The organism is Microvirga sp. TS319 (genome assembly GCF_041276405.1).
Taxonomy (GTDB): domain Bacteria; phylum Pseudomonadota; class Alphaproteobacteria; order Rhizobiales; family Beijerinckiaceae; genus Microvirga.
Map to the genome: position 1 here is coordinate 330,682 of NZ_JBGGGT010000001.1, position 22,110 is coordinate 352,791.

Genomic DNA, 22,110 nt, shown 5'->3' on the forward strand with positions numbered 1-22,110 from the left:
TGAAGGGCTGATCCTCAGGGCGCCGTCCTCACCGACGGATGAGGGTGCAGATGGTTAGGAAGGAACTCGCTGGCCGGGGATGCGTTACGCCCTTGACTGTATCTCAATTGAGATACATATATGACCCACCAGCAAGGAGCGTGATATGGCTGCCACCAAAATGATCCATGTCCGGGTCGATGACGACATTCGGGAGGAGGCCTCCGCCGTTCTTGGGTCGCTCGGCCTTTCGCTCTCGGAGGCCGTTCGGGTGTTCCTCCATCGCGTTGCCGCGACCCACAGCTTCCCTCTCGAGCTCAAGGTGCCCAACGAGGAGACCCAAGCCGCGATCGCTGAGGCTCGTGCGATGCGGAAGGCCCGCAAGGCGCGGTTTGCTACCCCGGACGAGCTTTTCGACAGCCTCGGCGGAAGCAAGAAGTAAGCGCCGAGAGGGGGCATCTTGAAGAAATCGAGCGCCGACAAGCGGGCTCCGCTTCCGAGGGCATCGGACTACACGAAGCAATTTCATAAGGACTGGGACCGATACAACAAGGCCGGGAAGATGGACATGAACCGCGCCATCGAACTGATGACGTTGCTCATCCTGAAGAAGCCCCTCGGCGCGGAATGGGCCGACCACGAGCTTTCCGGAGCGTGGAAAGAGACGCGGGAGGCGCACATCGGGGGCGACTTCCTTCTCATGTACATCGCCGATGACGATTCCATCGAGTTTGTGCGGCTCGGAACGCACTCGGAGTTGTTCGGGCGATAGCGGCCGGCCTCCCTGGACGATCACGGAACCCACCCTCGCGGTGGGTTTTTCTTTTTCGGCGACCTTCCCCGGCACTTGCGCCGACCACCTTGTGCATACACCCTTCCACGACCTTTGAGAAAATCGCTTCGGCGGATGCGATGAGATCTGTTTACTCTCCTGGCTTTCGTGACGGCGGCAAGAGCGAGCAAGCCGCCATTCAGCGGACAATGGGTTCCATCAGGAGCGCAGCTTGGAGCTGAGCGCCTGACGCTCCGCTCCTATCAGGTTCTGATCTCTTCGAAGCGCGGGCGCCAGCGCAAACGGATCCATTGCTGAATGTTGTAGGTCAGCACCGCCCAGAGCGCTTCGGTGCCGACCTTGGCCAATCCACGCACATGGAAGCGCCGGAAATCGAGCTTCTCCTTCAGCCATGCGTTGACCAACTCCGCCACGCGTCCACGCTCGCGGAGCAAGCTCCGTGTTTCTGAACTTGCGTGACGGCTTCGGAAGGCGCTCACCACGGGGTTCTCATGTGTGACGACAATCGAGCGCCCATAGGTGCGATTGCCCGAGCAGCACTGCCGGCGGCTGGGACAGACCCGACAATCGGTCTTGCTGGCCTGGTAGCGCACCAGCCTTCGTCCCGGCCGGTCATGACCGTCGCGGGCCGTCAGATGCTTACCTTCCGGGCAAATGTACGTATCCGATGCTGGATCGTACTGAAACTTGTCGGGCAGAAAGGCATCCGTCACGCCAACGCGCGCAAACCGCTGCTGGACACGGCTATCGGTCTCAACCCACGGGCCGATCAGTTCGACATGCTTGGCGTGTGCCGCCAGGATGTTCTCGCGACTGGTATAGCCGGCATCCACCACCAACTGGTGAGGCGTTTGTCCCAGCCGCTCTTCGATCTGCTCAACGGCTGGAGCAAGATACTCGTAATCAGGGGCTGCCTGCCCGACAGCCAAGCCGATTGCGATGCCATGGGCTGCATCGGTGGAGATTTGAACGTTGTAGCTCAAGGCATAGTGACCATCGCCATGGCGCATGATCCGCGCCTCCGGATCAGTTGCGCTGACCCCGGTCTGCCGCTGCCTCGCGCGAGCATAGCCGGGGCGCTTGGCCTGAGTGATCTGCTGGACATTGATCAGCGCCTGCTCGAGCCGCTCAACCCGCTCCCGCCGGGCTCGCTCGCGAGCGGCGGTCTGCCGGGGCGTTTCCGCCTCACGGCGCGGATCTCCCATGGCCGCAACATGCTCCCGAGCCGCAGCCAGATGCTTCCGGATCTGCTCCTCTTGGTTGAACGAGCTTGGTCCGGCCTGCGCGGTGATCCTCGTGCCGTCGTGCATGACGGTCTTCAAGGTAATCAGCCCCTCCGCACTCAAGATCCCAAGAACCTGCGTGAAGACCTCGTCCAACGCGTCATGGTGGGCCAAGCGAAAGTCGGACAGGGTGTGATGATTGACGATAAGCAGCCCCGTCAGCCAGCGAAAGCCGGGATCGTACTCGCAACGTCGCTCGACCTCTCGCGCCGAACCGATGCCGCGGCTGTCGGCGTAGAGCCATAAGCTCACCAAAAGCTGAGGATCGTAGGCGGGGCGTCCAGCTCCACCCTCAAGCGAACCGATCCGGTCGACAAAGGCTGACAGATCAAGCCGGGTCGCCAACTCCCAGATTGCTCGAACCGGATGGTCTTCATCCACTCATCGCTCGACGTCGAGCATGGTCCAACACAACTGCCGGCGATCAACGTGCACCAGCCGAACGCGCTTCCGTCGCGATGGATCTGAGCAGGGTGATTGAGCCGCCTCACTTGAGGCGCGCGGATCGACAGGGTCCATCACTTGATCTCCCTGGGAAAGCTCCGGCTATTGTAGCACGTCGGGCCTCCCAGGGAGATTTTCTCACAGGTCGTTCACAGGTGGATTATCCGCTACTCGCCTGAACTTCTGAACCGCTTCAACTCACGCAAGCGAGCCGTCACTGCCAAGTGGCACGTTGACGAAACGTACATCAAAGTCCGAGCCGAATGGATGTATCTCTATCGAGCCATTGACAGCAATGGCGAAACCGTCGAGTTCTGGTTCAGCGAGCGGCGCAATCTGGCTGCTGCGAAGCGCTTCCTGCGCAAAGCATTCACGCGGCATGGCCGGCCCGAGCGGATTGTGATCGACGGCAGCCAGACCAACCGCGAGGCGATCCTGTTCTGCGATACGACAAACCGGCTGCAGGACCGATCACAACGGAAGCTCAAGCCGATCCAGATCCGGCAAAGTGCCTACCTGAACAACCGCATCGAGCAGGATCACCGCGCCATCAAGGGGCGGGTGCGGCCGATGCTGGGCCTCCAATCCATGCCCACTGCCCGTGTGATCCTCGGTGGGATCGAGATGATCCACATGATGCGTAAGCAGCAGGCAAAGTATGCCTGCAATCGGCAGCCGTCGCTGGCTGAGCAGTTTCACCTGCTCGCTGCATGAGCGTTGTACAAAATATCTGCTTTATCCCGTCCCTCTCCCAGATTTGCGACGGAACCCGACGATCAGGTGGCGCTGGATATCCACCGCGGCTTGCACGTTGTAGCCCACGATCCCTGTGCCGATGCCCCGGTTGGTCATGGCCCGCGCATCTGGATCGGTGAGCGAGATCTGCTGGTCCGGGGCTGCCAGCACCTGTTGCTCCAGCTCCCGGAACTGCTGCATCTGCTCTCTGAGGGCCACGATCTTGTCCTTGATCCGCCCGGCCTTCTCCTGCGCCCGTTCGCTCTCCTGTCGATCCGGCGTGTCGAGGGCAGAGAGGTAGTGTGCGATGCTGGCCTCCATCTGCTCGATGCGCTTGGCGAGTTTGGCCGGCGTGAAGTTCTTGTCGCGCGTGTTGACCGCCTTGAACTTGGAACCGTCGATGGCCACCACCGCCTGCGAGAACAGGGAGAGCTTGCGGCACAGCCCGACGAACTGGCGGCATACCGCCTGGAGGGCCAATCCGTTGTCCTTGCGGAAGCGGGCAATGGTCTTGTGATCGGGCTGGAGCTGGCCGGTGAGCCACATCAGCTCGAGATTGCGGCCGGTCTCCTGCTCGAGCCGGCGGCTGGATGGGATACGGTTGAGGGAGCCGTAGATGTAGAGCTTGAGCAGGGCCGCCGGATGGTAGGCCGGGCGGCCTGTGGCGTGCGGGATGACACTCTCGAACCCCAGAGCGCGCAGATCGAGTTCCTCGACAAAGACGTCGATCACCCGCACCGGATTGTCGTCGCTGATGTACTCGTCGAGGCAGACCGGGAACAAGGTGCCCTGGCTGCGCTCCTGGCCTTGGACAAACCGCTTCATCGCGATCCCTCCAGTCCATGTGACCCCATCAGACTACCAGATCTCGCGTTTTGACACACCCTCGACCCGTTTTGGACTTTCTGTGCCCATTATTGCAAGCACGGGGGCCCATACACATTCCTCAAACGAGCTGCTGAAGTAACCGGTGGACCCGCGAGCTCCTCGATAGGAGAGGGCTCCTGAAACGTCGTGGAGATCATTCCTCCGAAGCAATGCGCACGGTGCCGGATGCCTTTGCTACAACCTCGGTAACGAAGAGATCGACAAAGGCCTCTGCCGATTTCGACAGCGGCAGATCCGGCAGGGAGATGATCCCGTAATCGGATGTGCGGGCGGGGCGGAAAGGGCGCATCTCGATTTCAGGAGAGCGGAAGAAGCTTGCGATCAGCGCCGGAACGACCGCGACCCCGAGACCGGCAGCGGCGCAGGCGCAGGCGGCTTCGACGGAATGAACCTCGACGCGGCAATGATGGGGAGCCCTTGCTTCCCGAAGCTCGTATTCGAGCTCATGCCGCGCGGTCCTCTGGCGGCCCAGCAGGATGAGATCGTTGCGCGCCAGGTCCGCCAACCTGATCTGCTCCTTCGAGGCGAGCGGGTGTCCTTTGGGCATGACGCACGTCGTTTCGCCCCGAAGCACCGGGCGCACCTTGAAGCCCTGATCCTCGGTCGGAAGGCGCACGAATCCGAGATCGGCGCTGCGCGCCTGGATCATCTGCTCGATGGTGCCATAAGGGCCAGATAACGTCTCGACCACGCCTTTCGGGTGCACCGCAAAGTATTGCGAGATGACTTCAGGCAGGACGGTGGTGGTAATGCTGTGCGGAAAAGCGACCCGAAGCAGCCCGTCCCCGGTCGAACCCGTTTTGATGTCGGCAGCCTTCCGCTTGACGCGCGCGAGGACCTCCGTCAACTCCTCGATCTCGGGCACGAGGGCACGAGCCTCCGGCCTGGGAATGAGGCGTCCCTTGTCCCGGATGAAGAGCTCGAAGCCGATTTCAGCCTCGAGAGCCGCCAAATGCCTGCTGATGGCGGACTGGGAAATCCTTAAGTTCGTAGAGGCTCCCACCGTCGAGCCGGTGGCAATGATAGCCTTCAAAACCTCGAGCTGCTTCAGATTCATGAGCAGGACAAACCTCGGAAGCCTTCGAGGCATTCGCAAAATTTCATAGAGCTATCTGATTTTCTCATACTATTGCGCACCTCCCCGGGTGATGAGTAACTGCCTCATACCATCCGAACGCGAGCGTGTTAATGAAACATCACCTGCGGACATTCTCGAAGAGCCGATCGGGGCTCTGGCTCCCGTCACGGGGGTGTTTCCTGTGACCGTCTTCGTCATCCGGCGCCTGACGCAGAGCCTGCTCGTTCTTTTCATCACATCGATCATCGTCTTCGCTGGCATCTACGCGATCGGCAATCCCATCGATATCCTGATTGCCGGCGATGCGACGCCCGCCGAGCGGGAGCAGGCGATCCGGGCCCTCGGTCTCGACCGGTCGCTTCTCGAACAATATAGCACTTTCATATGGCATGCCCTCCAGGGCGATCTGGGCCGCTCCTTCGTCTTTAATCAGCCGTCCATCAACCTCATCCTCAGCCGGATGCCGGCGACCCTGGAGCTGGCCTTCGTCGCTCTCGCACTTTCCCTCAGCCTGGGCATCCCCTTGGGGCTCTGGGCCGGTCTCAGACCCCGCACGGTTCTCGATGAGACCGTCATGACCGGGTCGATCCTCGGCTTCAGCCTGCCGAATTTCTGGCAGGGGATGATGCTCATCATGATCTTCTCGGTCTGGCTCGGATGGCTGCCATCCACGGGACGCGGAGAGGTCGGGAGCTTCTTGGGAATCCAGACCAGTCTCGTAACCTGGTCCGGCCTGACCCATCTCATCCTGCCGGCCCTCAATCTGGCCCTGTTCAACATCTCTCTGGTCATTCGCCTCACCCGAAGCGGCGTGCGGGAGACCATGCCCCTCGATTTCGTGAAGTTCGCGCGGGCCAAGGGGCTTTCCGAGCGCCGGATCGTCTTCGTGCACGTTCTCAAGAACATCCTGATACCCATCGTGACGGTCGTCGGCGTCGAATTCGGGAGTCTCATCGCCTTCGCGATCGTGACGGAAACGATCTTCGCTTGGCCAGGAATGGGTAAACTCCTGATCGACTCGATCATGCGACTCGACCGTCCCGTCGTCGTCGCCTACCTCCTCATCGTCGTGACATTGTTCATCGTCATCAACTTCGTGGTCGACATTCTCTATTCCCTGCTCGATCCGCGCATCCGGCTGGGAGGCACGCCATGACTGTCATCGCTCTTCGAAAGCCGAGTTCGGATACGGTCCTCGGGCGCGCGCTCAACGGACTGCTCAAGAGCCCGAAGGCCACCATCGCGGCGATCGTCTTTCTGCTGCTGCTGTTCACGGCGGTCTTCGGGCCATCGCTTGCGCCGCAGGACCCTTACGATTTGATGCAGATCAGCATCATGGACGCCAAGCTCCCTCCGGGTTCGGAGAGCATGTCCGGCGGCATCTACTGGCTCGGCACGGACGGGCAGGGGCGCGACATGCTGTCGGCCATGATCTACGGCCTGCGCACGAGTCTCGCAGTCGGCGTCGTCAGTGGCGTCGTGGCGCTCGGGATCGGCACCGCGCTCGGCTTGATCGCGGCTTATTTCGGCGGCCGTGTCGATGCGCTGATCATGCGCCTCGTCGACCTGATGCTCGGCTTTCCGACCATCCTCGTGGCCCTGATGCTGCTTGCCACGATAGGGCAGGGCGTCGGTAAGGTCATGTTCGCCCTGGTGCTGGTGCAATGGGCCCTCTTTACCCGTGCGGTCCGGAGTGCCGCGCTGGTCGAGAAGGGTAAGGAATATGTCGAGGCGGCAGCCTGTCTCGACCTGAGCAAAGCGCGCATTCTCTTCGGCCATCTCCTGCCGAACTGCCTGCCGCCCCTGATCGTGATCGGAACATTGCAGGTGGCGAATGCCATCTCGGCGGAGGCGACCTTGAGCTTTCTCGGGATCGGGCTGCCGATCACCGAGCCGTCGCTCGGCCTCCTCATCGCCAATGGTTACGAGGTTCTCATGTCGGGACAATACTGGATCAGCGTCTATCCGGGCCTTCTGCTAGTTCTTCTCGTCTTCAGCATCAACATCGTCGGCGATCGCCTGCGCGAAGTGCTGAACCCGCGGCTTGAGCGGTGAAGGGGAGCAGCATGAGCGGTTCGACTCTCATCGTCGAGAATCTCCAGACCCATTTCTTTACCGACAAAGGCGTCGTCAAGGCTGTCGACGGCGTCAGCTTCGAGGTCGCGCGCGGCGAGGTGCTCGGCCTCGTCGGCGAATCCGGATCGGGCAAGTCGATCACCGGATTTTCCATTCTGGGGTTGGTCGATTCGCCTGGACGGGTCGCCGGTGGACGGATCATCTTCCAGGGCCAGGATCTCGTGGGCTTGCCAACGCACGAGATGCAGAAGATCCGCGGCCGGCGGATCGCGATGATCTTTCAGGATCCCATGATGACGCTCAACCCGGTGCTCAGCGTCGGCACGCAGATGGTCGAGGCTGTTCTCGCCCATGAGAAGATGAGCGTCAGCGCGGCGCGCGAAAGGGCTCGCGATACGCTCGGCATGGTCGGCATCCCCTCGCCGGAGGAGCGGCTCGCCGCGTATCCCCACCAGTTCTCCGGGGGCATGCGCCAGCGGGTGGCCATTGCCATCGCGCTTCTGCATCGCCCCGACCTCATCATCGCGGACGAACCGACGACCGCCCTCGACGTCACCATCCAGTCGCAGATCCTCGCTCAGATCCAGCAGCTGTCGAAGGAACTCGGCATGGCGCTCGTGTGGATCAGTCACGATCTCGGCGTCGTCGCTGGACTCGCTCACCGGATCGCTGTGATGTATACCGGCCGCATCGTCGAGATCGGGCCCACGGACGATGTCCTTGACCGGCCCGTTCACCCCTACACGATCGGGCTGCTCCAGTCTGTTGCAGCCAATGTGCCACGTGGGGCCCCGCTGCAGGCTATTCCCGGAATGGCGCCATCCCCGCTGAACCGCCCCTCCGGTTGCGCCTTCCGGACCCGCTGCGCCTTCGCGACTGCGATCTGTGAGACCGAGCCGCATATCGAAAGCGCTGGGAGCATTGCATGGCGCTGCTTCCACCCCCAGGCGAGGAGAGCCGCATGACGCCGCTGATCGAAGCCGTTCAGGTCTCCAAGCGCTTCGTCCGAGACCTGGATTATGCGGAGCGGATCGTGCGCATGCTGGGTACCGATCTCAAGCCGCAGGTCGTGCATGCCGTCGATCATGTCGATCTCAAGATCATGCCGGGCGAGGTCGTCGGTCTGGTTGGAGAGTCCGGCTGCGGGAAATCGACCCTCGGTCGCGTTCTCGCAGGCATCATGCCTCAGAGCGATGGAACAGTCCTTTGGAACGGAAGGGACCGGCGAGAGCTCAGTTCAAAGGAGGCCCGGGCCGCCCGCCTCTCCGCCCAGATGATCTTTCAGGACCCGATGTCGTCGCTCAATCCGCGCAAGCGCGTGATCGACATCATCGGCGAGGCACCCGTTGCGCACGGCATCATCCCCCGGCGCGAGAAGGACGCCTATGTGGCCGGCCTCATGGAGCGGGTTGGTCTTGATCCCCACTATCGCGAACGGTACCCGCACCAGTTCTCGGGCGGGCAGCGGCAGCGGATCGGGATTGCCCGGGCGCTTGCGGTCAAGCCGCAGTTCATCGTGTGCGACGAGTCCGTCGCCGCGCTCGACGTGTCGATCCAGGCGCAGATCATCAATCTGTTCATGGACCTGAAGCGCGATCTCGGGCTGACCTATCTCTTCATCAGTCACGATATCGGCGTCGTGAAGCATATCAGCGACCGCGTCGCGATCATGTATCTGGGCCGCATCGTCGAGAGCGCTCCGGCTGAGGAGTTCTTTGCCAGGCCCAATCATCCCTATACGGTCGCGCTCCTCGATGAAGTGCCCAGCATCGCCAACCGGCGGCGCATCTTCTCACCGATCAAGGGCGAGATACCGTCGCCCCTTTCTCCTCCGAGCGGCTGCCATTTCCATCCCCGCTGCCCGCACGCTTTCGGCCGATGCCGACGCGAGGCGCCGAAGCTGCGGGAAATCGCGCCAGGCCACATCAGCGCCTGTCACCTCAACGATGCCACATCGACCAACAGGCGGCCCGAAATCGCCGCTGCATCCTGATCCAGAAGGGAGAACACCATGAAACCGCTTCATCGCCTGAAAACCCTGAGCATCACCGTATCAGTAGCCGGACTGCTCGGATTGTCGCCTGCATACGCCGCCGACATCGTCATCGGCAGCTCCACGGAACCCTCAGCTCTTGATCCCCATTTCTCGAGGACCGGCAACAACCAGAACATAGCCGCTCAAATCTTCGACCGGCTCATCACGCCCGATCCGAACCTGCAGGTCACGCCGGCCTTGGCCGAGTCATGGCAGAATACCGACCCGACCACATGGCGGATCAAGCTGCGGTCGGGCGTGACGTTCCAGGACGGCAGCCCGCTTACCGCCGAGGATGTGATCTTTTCCCTCAACCGGGTGAAGGATATCCCGAACAGCCCGGCGCCCTTCACGGGCAATGTCGGCGCCATCGCCAGCATGACGATCGTCGATCCACAGACGATCGAGTTCAAGACGAAGGGTCCGACGCCCGACTTCATCGAGCAGGTGGGGCTCGTTTACATCGTCCAGAAGAAGCTGGCTGAGGGCAAATCGATCGATGCCTTCAACGATCGGTCGGCAGCGATCGGGACCGGCGCCTACAAGGTCAAGGAATGGGTGCCCGGCGATCACATCACGCTCGTGCGCAACGATGCCTTTTGGGGCAAGAAACCGGCCTTCGAGAACGTCACGATCAAGTTCATCGCCAATGACGCAGCGCGGGTGGCTGCTCTGCGCTCCGGCTCCGTGGATCTCATTGATGCCGTCCCGCCAGGGGATGTGAAGGCCTTGTCAGGCGTCAATGGCGTCAAGCTCTGGTCGATCCCATCGGCGCGTGTCGTGTATCTTGCTCTCGACGCAAGTCGCGATGAGAGCCCCTTCGTGGTCGGGACGGATGGGAAACCCTTGAACCCGAACCCGCTCAAGGATGTGCGCGTTCGCCAGGCGCTCTCGAAGCTCATCAACCGTCAACTCATCGTCGACCGCATCCTCGACGGCGCTGGCGAGGCTGCCGGGCAGATCGTGCCGGACGGGATCGGCGGCGCCGATCCGTCGCTGAAGGCTCCTGCCGCTGATCCGGAGGGTGCCAAGAAGCTGCTCACTGAGGCCGGATACCCGCAGGGGTTTGGCCTGACCGTCCATACCTCCAATGATCGATTCCCCGGAGATGCCGAATCTGCTCAGGCGATCGGGCAGATGTTCGCCCGAGGCGGCATCAAGGTGAACGGCGTGGTGGCCCAGCCCTACAATGTCTACGCCTCCGCCGCGGGCAAGCAGCAGTTCAGCGCCTTCATCTTCTCGCTTGGAACCACGACGCCCACATCCGCCACCAGCCTCCGCAATCTCATGATGACGCCCAATAAGGAAGCTGGGACAGGCTCCTTCAACCGCACGCGCTATTCCAGCGGGCAGTTCGACGAGAAGATGAAGGAGGCAACGTCGGAGTTCGAGTCGCAGAAGCGAATTGCCCTGCTGCAGGAAGCGACGCGGATCGCCATGAACGACGTCGCCGTCATCCCGCTGTTCTGGCCCAAGGTGTATTGGGCATCGAAGGTGAACGTCACCTATACCCCAAACAGAGGCGAGGATCTGATGGCGACTCTCGCAGGAAGCGCTCAATGACATCACAAGCCGCTCTGACGCCCGATGCCTCCACCGCTTACGCGGTGGAGATCCTTGCCGATGATGTCGTCGTTCAGCGGAACGTGATGGTCCGCATGCGCGACGGCATCCATCTCGCAACCGATGTGTACCGCCCCGCCATCGACGGGCAACCTGTCACAACTCCTCTGCCTGTCATTCTGGAGAGGACGCCCTACGGAAAGACGCAGCGCTCGCGATCGGAGATCGAGCCTGGGATGAGCCAGCCTATGGCGCGAGCCGAGGTCGCGATGCACTTCGTGCGCGCCGGGTTCGTGGTGATCTATCAGGATTGCCGTGGGCGCTACAATTCAGAGGGCACGTTCACGAAGTATCTCTCCGAAGGGCCCGACGGTTACGATACCTGTGCCTGGATCGTCGAGCAGCCTTGGTGCGACGGGAAGATCGGCACGATGGGCCTCTCCTACGCCGCGCACACGCAGGCTGCTCTGGCCTGTCTCAACCCGCCCGGGCTCGCCTGCATGGTCCTCGATTCCGGGGGCTTCTCGAGCGCCTACCGCACGGGCATTCGCCAGGGCGGTGCATTCGAGCTCAAGCAGCTTACCTGGGCTTACAACAACGCCAAGGAGAGCCCGGAGGCTCAGAACGATCCTCTGATTCTCAACGCCCTCGAGGCGGAGGACCTGAAATCCTGGTTCAAGGTCCTCCCGTGGTCCGAGGGGCGTTCGCCGGTACGCTGGGTTCCCGAATACGAGAGCTACGTTCTCGAGCAATGGCGCCAGGGCACGTTCGGTGATTTCTGGAAGAAGGTCGGCATCTATGCGGAGGGATCCTACGACACCTTCCCGCAGGTGCCGGTTGCTCTTCTGTCGAGCTGGTACGACGCCTATGTTCGAACGACCTTCGACAATTATGAGGGCTTGTCCCGTGGCGGAAAGCGTCCGATTTCGCTGATCATGGGCCCGTGGCTGCACGGCAACCGGAACACGACCTTCTCTGGCGACGCCTATTTCGGCGAGACCGCGATGATCGCCGGCAATGTGACGCCATCCTGGCTCGAGTTCCGGCGGCGCTGGTTCGAGCGGTGGCTCAAGGGCATCGGGAACAGCGTCGACACCGATCCGGCCGTTCACTTGTTCCTCATGGGCGGAGGCACCGGGGAGAAGACGAAGGCGGGCAAGCTCGATCACGGCGGCCGCTGGATCGAGGCGACACGCTGGCCGCTGCCCGGGACGGAGTTCCGATCCTTCTATATTCGCAACAACGGAGTGCTGCATGCCGCGCCTGCAGAGCAGGAGGCCTCGCCCCTGAGCTACGATTTCGATCCATCGGATCCCGTGCCGACGATCGGCGGAGCCTTGACGAGCGGTCAGCCCGTTTTCGAGGGCGGCGCGTTCGACCAGCGCGAGGCAGCGCAGTTCTTCGGCTGTCGCAATCCGGGGCTGCCGCTCTCGGCGCGTCGGGATGTCCTCTCATTCGAGACGCCTCCCCTGGAGGAGGACCTCGCGGTCATCGGACCGATTACGGTCGAGCTATGGGTCTCGTCGGATGCACGCGATACGGACTTCACGGCGAAGCTGATCGACGTCTATCCTCCCTCGAAGGATTACCCAACCGGCTACGCCATGAACCTGACCGACGGCATCCTGCGATGCCGCTACCGCAAATCATGGGAGTATCCGGAACTCATCAATCCGGGTGAGGTCTTCCAGATTACGATAGAACTTTTTGCAACGGCCAATCTGTTCAAGAGAGGCCACCGGATACGGTTGGACATCTCATCGTCCAATTTCCCCAAGTTCGACGTAAACTCGAATACGGGCGAACCGGAGGGCATGGGGCGGACACGCAAGGTCGCCCGCAATACCGTCTATTGCGACGCGGTCCACGCCTCGCGCATCATTCTTCCGTGCGTGCCGCCGGATCGCATCATAAATCTGCAGAAGTGCGGTACCTGAAGGGTGAAATTGAGCGTTGCTCGAGCCGGTACCCGATACCCTCGATAGAGGCGGTCATAGGCTCGGGCGGGCACTGTCACGGGAACAGCTGCCGGTCCACAGCGAGGCGCAGTAGCGTAGGGGTATGCATCCCATCTCCTATTCTCGTCACCAGTTCCCGCCCGAGATCATCTGGCACGCTGTCTGGCTCTACCTGCGCTTTACGCTCAGCTACCGTGATGTCGAGGATCTGCTCGTCGAACGCGGTCTCGATGTCTCGTATGAGACGGTCCGGCGGTGGGTGCTCAAATTCGGACCAGCCTTTGCCCGCAATCTCCGCCGGTTGCGGTCTCGCACTGCCGGTACTTGGCACCTGGATGAGATGGTGGTCTCGATCCAGGGCAGACGCATGTTTCTCTGGCGAGCGGTCGACAGCGAGGGCGAGGTCCTGGACGTCCTCGTCCAACCCAGGCGGGACAAAGCTGCAGCCCTGAAGCTCATGCGTAAGCTCCTGAAGAAGCACGGCTTCGCTCCGAGCGTACTTGTGACCGACAAGCTGCCGTCGTACGGTGCAGCCCGTCGAGAACTGGGCCTCGCGGCTCACCATGAGCAGGGCCTGCGTAAGAACAACCGGGCCGAGAATTCTCATCAGGTGGTGCGACGACGAGAGCGCAAGATGCAGAGCTTCAAGTCTCCCGGGTCAGCCCAGCGATTTCTCTCTATTCTTTCCGCCGTCTACAACACCTTCAACCTCCAGCGCCATCTCGTCTCTCGCCGTTCGTTGCGCCTCTTCAGGGCCGCGGCTGCGGGCGCGTTCACGTCCTAATCAACAGGGAGAGGTGGCGCTCGCAGTCGATGTCCTTAACCGCATGATCCGGATCGGCAAGCCAGTATCGGTACGCGTCGCTTGAGCACCGTCAAGGAGGGGCCTCGGCGGCATCGTTGTGCCTTCATGCACCAACGCCTATTGTTGCGACAGGTTCGCTCCGCACGGGCAGGGGACTCATTCACTCAAGATTCATTCACGTAAGATTCAGCAGTGCCGGTTCATCCTGGTGGCTCAACAGAGCGCGTGAAGCCCCATGCCCTCGCCGCGATTGACCCAGTCCCGATGAGTCCTCCTCCCTCCGTCTCCGCCGTAGCGGACTGTCCGTCCGTCGCCGAAGGTATCACCGCGAGGCGCGCCGCTCCGGCCAAAGACACGACCTTCGCGGCCATCGGCCTGGCTGTCCTGTCGACCATCTTCTTCGCTATGGGTGATGTCACCGCGAAGGTTCTGACCGGCATGCTGCCTGCGATCGAGGTCACTTGGCTGCGCTACGTCGTGTTCTGCCTAGTGGTCGTTCCAACGGTCTTCATCGCACGTGGCGCGACGGCAATGCAGACGCAGCGCTTGCGCCTCCAGATCATCCGGGCGCTGGCGATGGCCGGCTCATCCGTCCTCTTCATCCTCGGACTGGGGCACCTCCAGATGGCTGAGGCGACGGCGATCAACTTCATTTCACCGCTCTTCATCACGGCCCTCTCGATCCCCCTTCTCGGAGAAAGGGTGGGCATTCGGCGCTGGGCTGCGGCGGCGCTGGGTTTTCTGGGCGTGATGCTTGTCGTCCAGCCCGGCGGCTCGGCTTTCCAGCTGGCCGCCTTGCTCCCGATCGGCGCCGCGCTCTCATGGGCTGTGGCCGCTATCGTTACCCGCCGGATGATCTCTGAACGGCCCGAGGCGACCTTGGCATGGTCGGCGGCGGTTGGGCTGATCACCCTGTCAGCCTTCGTGCCGTTCAACTGGCGCACACCCGCTGTTGGGGAGATCGGCTTGGCCGTTCTAATGGGCGCGTTCTCGACCACGGGCCACTGGCTCATCATCCTGGCCTACCGGAAGGCAGCAGCCTCCACAGTCGCCCCGTTCTCCTACGTCCAGCTCCTGTTCGCCGGGCTGCTCGGCTTCGCCGTCTTCGGTACCGTCCCGGGGGCAATGACCCTCGCTGGCGGAGTCGTCATTGCGGCGAGCGGCCTCTACACGGCCCATCGCGAGCGCATCAGAGCCAGGGAGGCGAGGCTTGCTGCCGCCGGGCTCCGCCGTCCTTAACTTGCGGTGCACGGCGGCGACGGCTCTGATCGACAGGCGCGAAAAGGGTTTACCACCGCCAAGGACCGGATCGGGTCGATCCAGGTGTTTCGACGCAGCAGGCGACATGAAGCCCCGCGACAGGTCGGCAGCGGGAGCGGTCCACCTGGGTTCGCCTCGAGGAGGACAGGGCCTGCTGATCCTCACCACGGTCAGCTCTTACGGGAGGTCGAGGACCAGACCGAAATCTCGCTGGTCCATGAATTGTCGATCAGCGCGAAACCAAGGCTCGCGCGACGGCGGGGCCGGTTTCATTGTTCGGTGGGGCTGAGCTTCAGAAACAGATGGGCGGCCAGCAGTGCATCGTTCAAGGCATCGTGCTCGGCACGCAGGTGAGCAATGCCGATGCCAACTTGCCTACAGGCCTGGCGAAGTTTGCCAGGAAGACCGGATCGTTTCGCCAGAGCCATCGTGCACAAGAAGCGGTCCCTTGCATAGGTCGGCTGATCTGCGCGCTCGAATTCCCGTCTGAGCGTGTTGTACTCGTAGGCGTAGTTGTGAGCGATGATTGTGTCACTGCCCACGAAGTCAATCAGGTCGTGAACAACATGCTCAAAGTACGGCTCCTCCTCCAGGTCCGCCAACGAAATGCCGTGTACCGCATAACAGAAAGGGCTCATGGCTGAGCGGGGCTTGACCCGCCTGACAAACGTGCGAGGGGAGATTGTCCTGCCGAGGACCTCAACAGCGGCAATTTCGATGATATGATCATACGACTGCGCAGTTTCGACGTCGATGACAACGTACCTGTCTTCCGGATTCATGGGGAATATCGTCAATGTATTGTAGCTCGGTGGGAGGTTAGAGCATCGAACGCGGGAAGTGGGAACCGGTTCTGCGTGAAAAGATGCTCAAGGTCAAAATGTTACAGCGTCCAACGCTATAGTGGGCGCGTAGCGTATGCGATACGGAAAGCCTGCGACGAAGAATACCCGCTCTCCATGCTCCCCTTATAGAAAAACGCATCGTTTTTGCGAAAAACCGGGGCCACTTTTTCGCACGATGCTCTAACGTCGCAGAGCGTGCGACACGCCGGTGTTCCGTAGGCTTGCAGTGGCATGGCGCAAGCGTCGGACGGATCTGTATCAGAATCGTCGTTGTAGGGCGCGACGGTGCAGTCTCGAGCCTCAATCTCGAGTGGCCGTCACGAGGGGCCCGCCTCGGCCCCCTGCGCACCACGTTGGCTTTTGCCGTATGTCGGAACGAAGACACGCTTGCGGTGCCACTCGCACCAGCTCGAGCCCTCTCGCGTCGGGGCTCCGCAGCACACAGCGCTCCGGAGATCATCCGAGACGATGTAGCGACACTGCCGCAATCCTAGCTTGAGCATCTTGGCACGATGGCGGGGATCGGGCTCTTCGGCATCAGACATTGTCATCGCATGCGAGGCGGTTTCTGAGACAATTATTGGGCCCTGATCCCCGGCAATCAATGGGCGTATCAAGGTGTGTCGTCTCACTTGCGGGCGGCCATGAGGTCGTGCGTCAGGACGGTGAGCTTACCGATCAGGGATGCCATATCGCCAGAATCGCACGACCATTGGGTTCCGATCGCCGAACCATCCGCGGACACGGATACGACGGCAAGCGAGCGCAGCTTGCCCTCGCGAGCGAGCCGCAGATGCTCCTGCAAGAGGTCGATCATGGAAGCTGTATGCTCATCAATGGGCGGAGCCGCGACCGGCTGGAGTCTGGTTACCGATCCTCGTTGATTTGCGTGCGTATCGCTCATGGTGCACCCCTGACTGTCATAAATCCTGTGTTGCTGCAGCCTTGTGCTCGGCTGACGAGCCGTTACTGGACATGAATGAAGTGTCAACACTAGGCCCGTATAGCAGAAACATTGACTGTGTCGCATTTCGACAACAGGCTGCGAATAAGCTTGGCCGACACTCCCGGAGTCGGCTGAAGACGGAGATCTTCCTTCAACGATACTGGAACCTCTCAAGGCGTTCGGCACATGTTCTCGGCCTGAACTCCACGTCTCGCCTCTAACCCTCCCTTTACCTGTTGTGCCTAAACCATTGGGGATCCTTAACCGCGCCCGCCACGCGGCATCCAGGTGCCCAGAGATCATGCGACCGACTTCGAAACTCCCGTTTTGTCCGCCGCGCCGTCCTCTTGCGCCAGATCAACAGGGCCCTGGCGCCACCAATCTCTCCTGGAAGACGCCATGGGCCGCACGAGTTCTCCACCGAGGCAGAGGCGGCGCCGGCGACACTGATCGACATTGACGAGGCCGATCTCGATCTGGGCTATCTCGCTCTCTATGCGGATGAGCTTCACTTGGTCGCCAAGCCTGATTCCCAGCCAGGATTCGTTGCCGAAGAGATTAGGCTGAGGGCCGCCAGTGCGGCTGAGAGCGCCCAAACGACTGATCCGATCGTTCGTGTCCCGGCACCCTATGGCGGCGGGGAGTTCTCGACGGGCGTCGACACGCCTGAGGATCTCGCGCGTCTTCCAGCCAACTACGCGGGTGGGGTCTGAACTAACGAGGTCGAGCTTGTGGCTAGAGCCCTCAAGCAACGGGAGCAGTGAACATCTCGGTTCGCGATCCTTTCTGGGCGAACGTCCAGCCAGGTTAGCCGTCCTGAAGGGAGTCCTGAACCTGGAAGGTCTCTTGATGGCACGGGGCAGACGAAAGCCGAACTTCTGCACTTGCGGCGTAAGCCGACCATCATAGGCAAGGGCTCAATGGCTCAGTTTGACCCCGAGCGGAATCTAGTCGACCCGAAGCCCAAGCATTCATCCCATGGCTCTGGCAGCGGAGCTAGAGCATCGAACGCAAAAGTGGGAACCGGTTTTGCGTGAAAGGACGCTCGAGACCATCAACTGACTGCATCGGATGTGGGTTCGATGTCATGTCCGATGCTGTAGTTCAGCAGGATGATCGTTTCCGAGTGCGTTGCTCCCGGTAGCGCGCGAGCGTGACGGATACCCGAGGCTGGCAGGAGGTACTGTGACGCTGGCGGTCAGACATCTTGGGCACGGGGTGGAGCCACGCACCGGGAATCGGTGCAGCCTCCGCCATTGTCCGATCGTCTCCCGGCACGCCAGGATCACATCGCCGACGGTCCACCCAAGGCTGGTCGCCGTGACCTAACGGCTCCCCTTGCGCCCCTTTGCAGAATTTCAGGTGCCTGATTAACATGGTTCGAATCCTTGATTGGAGAAGCCGATGCCTGATGAGATCCGGTTCGCGAACATCGAAGATGCCGCCGCCGTGGCGTTGCTGGTGCGGGACATGGATCGTCATTACCGTCCCGGCGAGGAGCTCCGACCCGAGGCCGATTATCGCCGGATCATGGAAGAGGCGATTGCCAGCCATGAAGGCACGCGTTTCGTCCTCGCGCGGGATGCAAGAGGGCAGAATGTCGGCCTCGCATGTGTGGCGATCCTGCGGCCCGGTCGGGACCTGCGGAGCCTGCTGTACCTGAAGGACCTCTATGTGGTCGAGGAAGCCCGGGGAGCCGGCATAGGGACCCGCATCATCCGCTTCCTTGCAGCCTTTGCGGTCAGGAACGGGATCGGACGGATGGACTTCACGACGGATCACGGCAATGTCCCGGCACAGCGACTCTACGATGCGCTTGGAGGTGTGGTGAAGCACAAGGTGCACTACACCCTGTCAACAGAGGTGTTGGGGGCACTGGCCGCCGAATGCTTGGCCTCCTGAGAGCGGGCTATTCCATCTGCGACTAGCGGGATGGAAAACTATTCAATTGCCAAGTCCGATTGAGCTGACAGCATTAGGCGCTTGCGGAGATTGCCATGTCGACTGACCCCACACCACGCCCGGCCAATCCGGCTCCGCCGGCTCCTCAATTCCCGTGGCCTGACGGCAAAAGATGCGCCCTGTTTCCTGGCTTCGACGTTGACGCCGAGTCCGTCTGGCTCGGCATGGACCGCAGCAATGCGGACCGCCTCGTCACCATGTCCTATGGGGGGTACGAGGCCCGTGTCGGCATTCCGAAGCTGCTCGAGCTCCTGGCTCGCTACGAGGTCAAGGCGACGTTCTTCATCACCGGATGGACCGCTGAGGCGCATCCGGCAGCCTGCGAGGCCATCCTCAAGGGCGGCCATGAGATCGGTCACCACGGCTACTGGCACCTGCGGCCCGAGCCGGGTGATCTTGCCGCGATGGTGGAAGAGGTGGATCGCGGTTTCGATGCGCTCAAGCGCGTCCTTGGCGTGAAACCCACCGGCTACCGCGCGCCATCCGGCGAGAGCTTCACGGAACTTCTCGCGCTGCTGCGGGATCGCGGCATCCGCTATTCGAGCTCCTGGCGCGACGATATCCGGCCCTATCGTCATGTCCTGCCGACGGGTCCCGGTCCCATCGAGATTCCCGTAAACTACAGTTTCGATGACTGGAATTTCGGCATCACGCACCGCATGAGTCCGCGTGCGCTGTTCGGGCGTGAGGAAGTGCTGTCGATCTGGCGCGATGAGTTCGACCAGACGCGGGAATGGGGCGGTGTCGCCACTATGATCATGCATCCGCAAGTATCCGGCCGTCCCATGCGCTACAGGATCCTCGAGGAATTCCTGCAATATGTCCGTCGATACGACGACGTGTGGTGGACGACGGGTCGCGAGATCGCCGATCATTTCGAGGCATGCGAGCGCGCAGCACGATAGGTCCTCAAGAGCCGGCATCCTGTGCGATCGCGATCTCCATGGATTCCGTTTGTCGAGCCTCCCGGAGGAGCCATTCGCGCAGGGTCATGAGGCCGCCACTGACGGGCTTGGTTGCCGGCGTAGTCAGCCAGTAGCAATTTCGACTCTGGAATCCGAGACCGAGCGGATTGACCAACTGGCCGCTTTCGATCTCGTCAGAGATGAGGCTGCGCGGCACCAAGGCAAGGCCTTGCCCGCCGATCGCCGCACGGATCACAAGGGAATAGTAGGCGAACCGCGTAATGCGTACAGGCGCAAAATCGTGGAGGTCGGAGGCCTGCGCGAAGTCGTTCCAGCGCAAGGGCGTCTGCCGATGTTCCAACACCGGGAAGCGGCGGATATCCTCGATGGAACTGAGTCCGCCCCCTCTGTCGATGAATTGGGGCGCCCCGACCAGGATGACATCCCGACCGAGGAGATAGTCGGCTTTCCAGCCCGGCCAATTGCCGTCGCCAAAACGGAAGACCGCGTCCGCCTCTTCCACGGTATCGGCTGCCGCATAGGTCGTGAACTCGACCTCGATCTCCGGATGCCGTTCGGCAAAGCGCGAGAACCGGGGGATGAACCAGCGATCGCCGATAATGGGCAGCACATGCACAAGGATTGCGGGTTGGGCCCGGCGCAGGGCGGCCACACGGACCGCTGCTGTCTCCAGCGCGCCAAGGGCGATACGGGCCTGTTCGATGTAGATCACCCCGGCCTCGGTGGGCGTCAAACCTTGGCTGGTTCGATCGAAGAGGGGTATCCCCACCAATGTTTCGATGCTCTTGAGCTGCTTGCTCACGGCACTTTGGGTCAGATGAAGCACCTCGGAGGCCGCCGACACGGTTCCATGTTGGGCGAGCGCCGCCACGACCCGCAAGCCGATCGTGCTGGGAAGCTGAGTTCTAGGCATGAGGCTCCGGTCCCGAATGCAACAACGACACTATTCCATTTCGGACTAGCCTCACGGAAATCAATTCAATTGTCCAGATCGGAAACGGGTGCAAGCATCCTCCGCAACCAGGAGGATAGACAATGACAGAGACCGTCAGACTTTGGGGCGCGCGATTCCGGACGCCGCCGTCTGCGGCGCTGATGCGCCTCTCCCGCGCTCCACAGAATTACTTTCGCCTCGTTCCCGAAGACCTGCGCTCCTCCATCGCCCACGCGAGCGAACTGGTCCGTTCCGGAATTCTCACCCAAGACGAGGGCGACAAGATCAGCAAAGCGCTGACGGCCATCGGCAACGACTACGCCGCCGGAACGGTCGCGCCATCGCATGGGGACGAGGACGTCCATACCTTCCTCGAGCGCGTGCTCGTCGAGCGCCTCGGCGTCGTGGGCGGCAAACTGCGTGCCGGGCGTTCGCGCAACGACCAGGCGGCAAACGATCTCAAGCTTCACCTGCGGGGAGTTGCGAAGCAGATCGCCGGCGACCTCCTTTCGCTTCAGGATGCCCTGATTGCGCAGGCGAGCGAACATCAGAATACGCTCGCGCCGGGCTTCACGCATCTTCAGCCGGCCCAGCCGGTCACCTTCGCGCATCAGCTCCTTGCCCACGCGCAAGGATTCTCGCGCGATATCGAACGCCTTCAAGACTGGCATCGCCGTTCTTCCCGTTCGCCCTTGGGTGCAGCCGCCCTGGCGGGCTCCGCAATCGCACTTCATCCCGAGCTGTCGGCAAGGGAACTCGGCTACGATGCGCCGTGTGAGAACTCCATCGACGCGGTCGGCAGTCGCGATCATGTGGCGGAGTTCCTGTTCGTCTGCGCGATGATCGGGGTCAATCTCTCGCGCTTGGCAGAAGAGGTGTTTCTCTGGTCGTCACGCCAGTTCCGCTGGGTCGTGCTCGATGACGGCTATGCTACGGGCTCCTCGATCATGCCGCAGAAGAAGAATGCGGATATCGCCGAACTCGCCCGTGGCCGCGCGGCACGCCTGATCAGTGGCCTCAACGGCATGCTGGTGGCGCTGAAGGGATTGCCCTTCGCCTACAATCGCGATCTCTCCGAAGACAAATGGGCCGCCTTCGAGGCCATCGACACCTTGGGACTGGTATTGCCCGCCATGGCGGGCATGATCGAAACGATGCAGGTCGATGCCGCTCGTCTCAAGGCGCAATCGACCGAAGGCTTCACGCTGGCGACGGAGGTGGCCGACTGGCTTGCCCGCAACGGCGTGCCCTTCAGCGAGGCACATGAGATCACGGGCGCACTGGTCCGTTACTGCGAGGAAAAGGGTCTTGAGCTCTCCGACCTCACGCCTGCCGACCTCGGTGCCGTGGACGCGCGACTGGGCGAAGAGATGCTCGGTCATCTGACGCCCGAAGCGGCCGTCGCCGCACGGGCAGGATATGGCGGAACCGCACCGGCACGCGTGGCCGAGCAGATCGGACGTTTGAAGGAGAATGTCTCGCGCCAGCGTGACTGGGCAAAGGCTTGAGCAGAGGGCCGGCGAGGGGAAGCACGCCGGCTCCGAGCTCTCTTAGACAAAACCAACGAGCTGCGGACAAAACCGTGGCCCAGATCCAACCA

20 protein-coding genes and 2 pseudogenes are annotated in these 22,110 nt (G+C 61.8%); 15 read left to right on the forward strand and 7 right to left on the reverse strand.

Annotated features, from left to right (window positions below; translation table 11 throughout):
• Positions 1 to 145: 145 nt before the first annotated feature.
• Together AB8841_RS01445 and AB8841_RS01450 are read left to right on the forward strand one after the other, a co-directional pair.
• Complete coding sequence (locus AB8841_RS01445; RefSeq protein WP_370434103.1) at positions 146 to 421, forward strand: type II toxin-antitoxin system RelB/DinJ family antitoxin; 276 nt, start codon at positions 146 to 148, stop codon at positions 419 to 421.
• Between the two features lie 18 nt (positions 422 to 439).
• Positions 440 to 751, forward strand: a complete 312-nt coding sequence (locus tag AB8841_RS01450) for a type II toxin-antitoxin system YafQ family toxin (RefSeq protein WP_370434104.1) — start codon at positions 440 to 442, stop codon at positions 749 to 751.
• Positions 752 to 1,014: 263 nt separating this feature from the next.
• Here the strand turns inward: AB8841_RS01450 and AB8841_RS01455 are convergent, their stop codons facing one another.
• Positions 1,015 to 2,436 (reverse strand): IS1182 family transposase, encoded by a 1,422-nt coding sequence (locus AB8841_RS01455; protein ID WP_370434105.1) that lies wholly within the window; start codon positions 2,434 to 2,436, stop codon positions 1,015 to 1,017.
• 210 nt (positions 2,437 to 2,646) lie between these two features.
• Between AB8841_RS01455 and AB8841_RS01460 the strand changes: the two are divergent.
• A pseudogene (locus AB8841_RS01460) lies at positions 2,647 to 3,213 on the forward strand (IS6 family transposase); the annotation flags it as partial.
• 57 nt (positions 3,214 to 3,270) lie between these two features.
• Here AB8841_RS01460 and AB8841_RS01465 read toward each other — a convergent pair.
• Positions 3,271 to 4,059: pseudogene (locus AB8841_RS01465) on the reverse strand (transposase); the annotation flags it as partial.
• Between the two features lie 196 nt (positions 4,060 to 4,255).
• Positions 4,256 to 5,179: a LysR family transcriptional regulator gene (locus tag AB8841_RS01470; protein ID WP_370434106.1), complete on the reverse strand. Its 924-nt coding sequence runs from the start codon at positions 5,177 to 5,179 to the stop codon at positions 4,256 to 4,258.
• Positions 5,180 to 5,381: 202 nt separating this feature from the next.
• On the opposite strand from AB8841_RS01470, the gene AB8841_RS01475 reads away from it, so the two are divergent.
• From AB8841_RS01475 to AB8841_RS01510, 8 genes are all read left to right on the forward strand, one after another.
• Positions 5,382 to 6,356, forward strand: a complete 975-nt coding sequence (locus tag AB8841_RS01475) for an ABC transporter permease (RefSeq protein ID WP_370434107.1) — start codon at positions 5,382 to 5,384, stop codon at positions 6,354 to 6,356.
• Positions 6,353 to 7,255 carry an ABC transporter permease gene (locus tag AB8841_RS01480; protein WP_370434108.1) on the forward strand — a complete coding sequence of 301 codons (903 nt, stop codon included), beginning with the start codon at positions 6,353 to 6,355 and terminating at the stop codon, positions 7,253 to 7,255. The genes AB8841_RS01475 and AB8841_RS01480 overlap by 4 nt, the downstream gene beginning before the upstream one ends.
• Before the next feature lie 11 nt (positions 7,256 to 7,266).
• Positions 7,267 to 8,241 carry an ABC transporter ATP-binding protein gene (locus AB8841_RS01485; protein WP_370434109.1) on the forward strand — a complete coding sequence of 325 codons (975 nt, stop codon included), beginning with the start codon at positions 7,267 to 7,269 and terminating at the stop codon, positions 8,239 to 8,241.
• On the forward strand, positions 8,238 to 9,269 hold the full coding sequence (locus tag AB8841_RS01490) for an ABC transporter ATP-binding protein (protein ID WP_370434110.1): 1,032 nt from the start codon (positions 8,238 to 8,240) through the stop codon (positions 9,267 to 9,269). Before AB8841_RS01485 ends, AB8841_RS01490 begins: the two co-directional genes overlap by 4 nt.
• Positions 9,270 to 9,287: 18 nt before the next feature.
• A complete protein-coding gene (locus AB8841_RS01495; RefSeq protein ID WP_370434111.1) occupies positions 9,288 to 10,874 on the forward strand; it encodes an ABC transporter substrate-binding protein in 1,587 nt (528 codons plus the stop codon).
• On the forward strand, positions 10,871 to 12,811 hold the full coding sequence (locus AB8841_RS01500) for a CocE/NonD family hydrolase (protein ID WP_370434112.1): 1,941 nt from the start codon (positions 10,871 to 10,873) through the stop codon (positions 12,809 to 12,811). The genes AB8841_RS01495 and AB8841_RS01500 overlap by 4 nt, the downstream gene beginning before the upstream one ends.
• 124 nt (positions 12,812 to 12,935) lie before the next feature.
• Complete coding sequence (locus AB8841_RS01505; protein ID WP_370434113.1) at positions 12,936 to 13,616, forward strand: IS6 family transposase; 681 nt, start codon at positions 12,936 to 12,938, stop codon at positions 13,614 to 13,616.
• 285 nt (positions 13,617 to 13,901) lie between these two features.
• Positions 13,902 to 14,876: a DMT family transporter gene (locus AB8841_RS01510; protein WP_370434114.1), complete on the forward strand. Its 975-nt coding sequence runs from the start codon at positions 13,902 to 13,904 to the stop codon at positions 14,874 to 14,876.
• Between the two features lie 290 nt (positions 14,877 to 15,166).
• On the opposite strand, the gene AB8841_RS01515 is transcribed toward AB8841_RS01510, so the two are convergent.
• The 3 genes from AB8841_RS01515 to AB8841_RS01525 form a co-directional block, all read right to left on the reverse strand.
• Positions 15,167 to 15,679: an exonuclease domain-containing protein gene (locus tag AB8841_RS01515; RefSeq protein ID WP_370434115.1), complete on the reverse strand. Its 513-nt coding sequence runs from the start codon at positions 15,677 to 15,679 to the stop codon at positions 15,167 to 15,169.
• 380 nt (positions 15,680 to 16,059) lie between these two features.
• Positions 16,060 to 16,374, reverse strand: a complete 315-nt coding sequence (locus AB8841_RS01520; RefSeq protein ID WP_370434116.1) for a GcrA family cell cycle regulator — start codon at positions 16,372 to 16,374, stop codon at positions 16,060 to 16,062.
• The gene (locus AB8841_RS01525) at positions 16,371 to 16,646 is read right to left on the reverse strand and encodes a hypothetical protein (protein ID WP_370434117.1); all 276 of its coding nucleotides are present in this window, start codon (positions 16,644 to 16,646) and stop codon (positions 16,371 to 16,373) included. The genes AB8841_RS01520 and AB8841_RS01525 overlap by 4 nt, the downstream gene beginning before the upstream one ends.
• Positions 16,647 to 17,035: 389 nt before the next feature.
• On the opposite strand from AB8841_RS01525, the gene AB8841_RS01530 reads away from it, so the two are divergent.
• From AB8841_RS01530 to AB8841_RS01540, 3 genes are all read left to right on the forward strand, one after another.
• Complete coding sequence (locus tag AB8841_RS01530; protein WP_370434118.1) at positions 17,036 to 17,401, forward strand: hypothetical protein; 366 nt, start codon at positions 17,036 to 17,038, stop codon at positions 17,399 to 17,401.
• Between the two features lie 691 nt (positions 17,402 to 18,092).
• Positions 18,093 to 18,590, forward strand: a complete 498-nt coding sequence (locus AB8841_RS01535) for an N-acetyltransferase family protein (protein WP_370434119.1) — start codon at positions 18,093 to 18,095, stop codon at positions 18,588 to 18,590.
• 95 nt (positions 18,591 to 18,685) lie between these two features.
• Complete coding sequence (locus AB8841_RS01540; protein ID WP_370434120.1) at positions 18,686 to 19,555, forward strand: polysaccharide deacetylase; 870 nt, start codon at positions 18,686 to 18,688, stop codon at positions 19,553 to 19,555.
• Between the two features lie 4 nt (positions 19,556 to 19,559).
• On the opposite strand, the gene AB8841_RS01545 is transcribed toward AB8841_RS01540, so the two are convergent.
• Positions 19,560 to 20,447: a LysR substrate-binding domain-containing protein gene (locus AB8841_RS01545; protein ID WP_370434121.1), complete on the reverse strand. Its 888-nt coding sequence runs from the start codon at positions 20,445 to 20,447 to the stop codon at positions 19,560 to 19,562.
• Positions 20,448 to 20,611: 164 nt separating this feature from the next.
• On the opposite strand from AB8841_RS01545, the gene argH reads away from it, so the two are divergent.
• Complete coding sequence (gene argH / locus AB8841_RS01550; protein WP_370434122.1) at positions 20,612 to 22,018, forward strand: argininosuccinate lyase; 1,407 nt, start codon at positions 20,612 to 20,614, stop codon at positions 22,016 to 22,018.
• Positions 22,019 to 22,110 lie beyond the last annotated feature (92 nt).